At 38.7% G+C, this 3,688-nt stretch carries 2 protein-coding genes; one reads left to right on the top strand and one right to left on the bottom strand.

Going from position 1 to position 3,688, the window contains the following annotated elements:
* Positions 1–1,549 (bottom strand): hypothetical protein (locus ABZB17_RS21445; protein WP_372653508.1); only part of this gene is annotated, 1,549 nt, incomplete at its 3' end.
* A gap of 780 nt (positions 1,550–2,329) precedes the next feature.
* Between ABZB17_RS21445 and ABZB17_RS21440 the strand changes: the two genes are divergently transcribed.
* On the top strand, positions 2,330–3,688 hold a 1,359-nt coding region (locus ABZB17_RS21440; RefSeq protein WP_372653506.1), incomplete at its 3' end, for an alpha-L-fucosidase.

Genomic DNA, 3,688 nt, shown 5'->3' with positions numbered 1-3,688 from the left:
TTACTGACAACGAGTCGCTGTATGAAGTAGTGATATCAACAGCCGATGTAGAGAAAGCCCAACCTGTAATTGCACCTGTTCCGCAACCTTCAACAGTAAAGTCTGCCGGGGCAGTAAAAGCCGGAGCAGTAGTATCGTCGACAATCACATTAATACTACAAGTACTTTCACATCCATTCTTGAAGGTAGTTAACTCCAAGATAAAACTACCTCCACAAATACCATCTGCATCAACAAGCACAGTCTGGCCTGTTGATGAACCATTAATTGTGGCATCGCCTGAGATACTCCAACTATATGTCATTCCAACTTCATTGGGACCGGAATAAATATTTTCTATACTTGAAGGGCAAATTGATAAAGCTCCTAATATAGAACAGGAAGGTCTCGGATCAACGTTGAGGGTGAATGTTTCAGTTGTCACACATCCTTCATCAGATGTTACAGTAAAAGTGATGATCTCATTATCCGTTCCTGTATAGTTTTCAGGAGAAGTAATTGTTATTCCATTGCTAGAATAAACAGGAGTGCCAATATCCCACGTAACTGCACTGGTAAGATCAAACTGAGCCTGGTTGTCTCCTTCTGTCGTGCTGCATTGTGTAAGATTCTGAACTTCAACGATCGGTTTGGGTGTGACCGTAATGGTTGCAGAAGTAGAGTATAAATAACTAACCTCACCTTCGCAAAAGTCATCACTTTCAACAACTGCTCTAAAATAAGTAGTGCTTGATAAAGTGCCAATTGTATTCCCAGAAAGTGTTGACCCTGTTTCTAAAATGACAATTGGCACCGAGAAATCCTCGGATTCCGACTTTTGCCATTCTAAAATGGTTCCTTTGTGCCCAGTTAAATAAAGTGTCGGGCTTAATTCTCCGCTACATATTGTTGCATCAGGTCCTACACTGCCACCTGAACCAATTTCAAAATCCAATGGGAAAGAACCACACAAATTAGAATTCGCACTCCCTCCGGTAACAGACGCAAATTGGGCAATGTTTAGCACACCGCCCGTTACTTGGTCACAAGGATCATAGTTAATTTCTGCAAAAGGTATTTTGAATTCGATAAATGCACCATCGCCAGGATTGAAATCGCCATTTTTCCCTTCAATAGTGGTTGGTGTTATAATATTTAGAAATTCATCGTATACAGTTGTTTTTCCGTTTTGCTTAGCTTCTATTTCTAAAATAAATTCCGCACCGGCCACATTTACTCCATTGCCAAAATTATCATAAGTAAGTCCGGTATTGGAATCATTATCTGCATCAATGTAAATTCGGAACAAGGAATTACCTCCATTTCCAATATGAAATCCGAGAATAATATTTTCCAATCCTACCCCAGGATTTATAGTTGCCCATGCCTGATATATGTTACAAGTACCGCTTGAAACATTAAATACTTGAGTCATGCCATCTGCATATTCACCAGGTGTATAGTTTCCATCAAAAGTCTGTCCTACACTTAAGTTTGAACTGAAAATAAAAAACACCAACCCAAGTATCAGAGTCCGTGTTAAATTTGATTTGGGTAGAATTTTTTTCATATCGATGTTGTTTAATAGTTGCTTAATTCTTTTACATAAAGTCAGAAGCATCACAATACAAATGTTCGTTAACATTCGCCTGATTTGCCAAATAAAATGATGATATGAAATTCGCGGAAAGATTAAATAACCCCTTATTTTTTACCTTCTCTAAATTTCAGAATCAATAAATTACTTATGCAAATTATGACTTAATAAAATAAAAACCAAATTTTAATTTGTAGTTTGCTTCGTCCATTTTTATTTACAATAATGTTTAGTACGTTCGTGCTTTAATTATGCAATCAGTGTGCCACTAGTTGTAAAGAGCAGTAAGTCAGGATTATGGGGTGTTTTTCCGAAGTGTTTTGTCGTTTCATTTTGGGACACAACTCCCGTAATGGAAAAATAAATACAGAAAGGTATTTTAATAAAAATCGTAATTATGTTATTCTTTTTGTTTTGTATTTTTAGTATTTGACGACTTTTTATTTCAATCTGCAATAACTGCTGGTTATTTACTATATGCATGCTTATGAATAATGTCTCCCGATTTATGACTGTTGGGGTGGATTCAGGAGAGTTTACCACTACTGCCTGCCGGCAGTGAAGGTGAGCCAGGTAATAGAAATGTTCCTATTGGGATTAGTTTCCTCGCCAGTTTTGTTGTGTGGAGTTCAGATCAATCTACACTTGATTCTTATATTGATAGTATCTCATGTTTGTCTTGAGATAAAACAGCTTTTTCAAATATTCATTATATATTTATCAAGTTTATAAAAATATTAAAATCTAAAACCAATGACCAACAGATTATTTGGGCTATTTGTATTGTTAATTTCTGTTTCATGCAGTAATTTAGCTCCTCCGGACCCCGTATTACCCGTGCCTTCTGAAAGACAATTGACCTGGAATGACATGGAATATTATGCGTTTGTTCATTTTAATATGAATACCTTTTCCGATATGGAATGGGGCTTTGGCGATGAAGATCCCGATACGTTTAATCCAACCGAATTGGATTGCCGCCAGTGGGCCCGGATTTGTAAGGAAGCCGGAATGAAAGGAATTATTCTTACAGCTAAACACCACGATGGATTTTGTTTGTGGCCTACGGCTACTACTGAGCATTCGGTTAAAAGTTCTTCGTGGAGAAATGGGGAAGGAGATGTGGTACAGGAATTAGCTGATGCCTGTAAAGAATACGGTTTAAAATTGGGGCTTTATCTGTCACCATGGGATCGTAATAATCCGGAATACGGAAACGATAAATACATTGAGATTTTCAGAGCACAGTTGCGTGAGTTGATGACCAACTACGGCGATGTTTTTGAAGTTTGGTTTGATGGTGCAAACGGTGGAACCGGTTATTACGGTGGTGCCAATGAAGAACGTCGGGTGGATAAACTTACTTATTACGACTGGGAAAATACCTATAAGATTATTCGCGAATTGCAACCCAATGCCGTAATCTTCTCTGATGCAGGACCTGACGTAAGATGGGTAGGTAATGAAAACGGATATGCGTATCCAACCACATGGTCAAACTTATTACGCGATGAGATTTACGGTGGAATGCCTGAATATTCAAAAAAATACAGCAGGGGGCAGGAGAATGGAACGCACTGGGTACCGGCTGAGGTTGATGTGTCTATCCGTCCGGGGTGGTATTATCATAAATACGAAGATCACAAAGTGAAAACTTTGCCGCAGCTGCTCGATATATATTATAATAGTATAGGCAGAAACGGTTCGCTGCTCATTAATTTCCCGGTTGATAATCGCGGCTTGATTCATGAAAAGGATGAAGAACAAATTCTAAAACTGGCAGAAGCTGTAAAAGCCGATTTTGCGAATGATCTTGCTGCCGGTAAAATTGCAGAAGCCACAAACGTAAGGGGTAATTCAAAGAAGTATAAAGCCGCCAATGTTACCGATAATGATCCGGATACCTATTGGGCTACCGACGATGACGTCATTCAGGCATCATTAACCATTGATCTGGGCGAAGAAACAACCTTTAATCGTTTCCTTATTCAGGAAGACATTCGTTTGGGGCAGCGTGTTAAGGAGTTTTCAGTGGAGGCATACATTAATAATACGTGGGAGGAGCTCGATTCTCAAACAACAATTGGCAGAAAACGTATTTTGCGATTGCCG

The organism is Draconibacterium sp., assembly GCF_041583095.1.
Taxonomy (GTDB): Bacteria; Bacteroidota; Bacteroidia; order Bacteroidales; family Prolixibacteraceae; genus Draconibacterium.
This window is presented reverse-complemented; position numbering and strand designations above follow the sequence as displayed.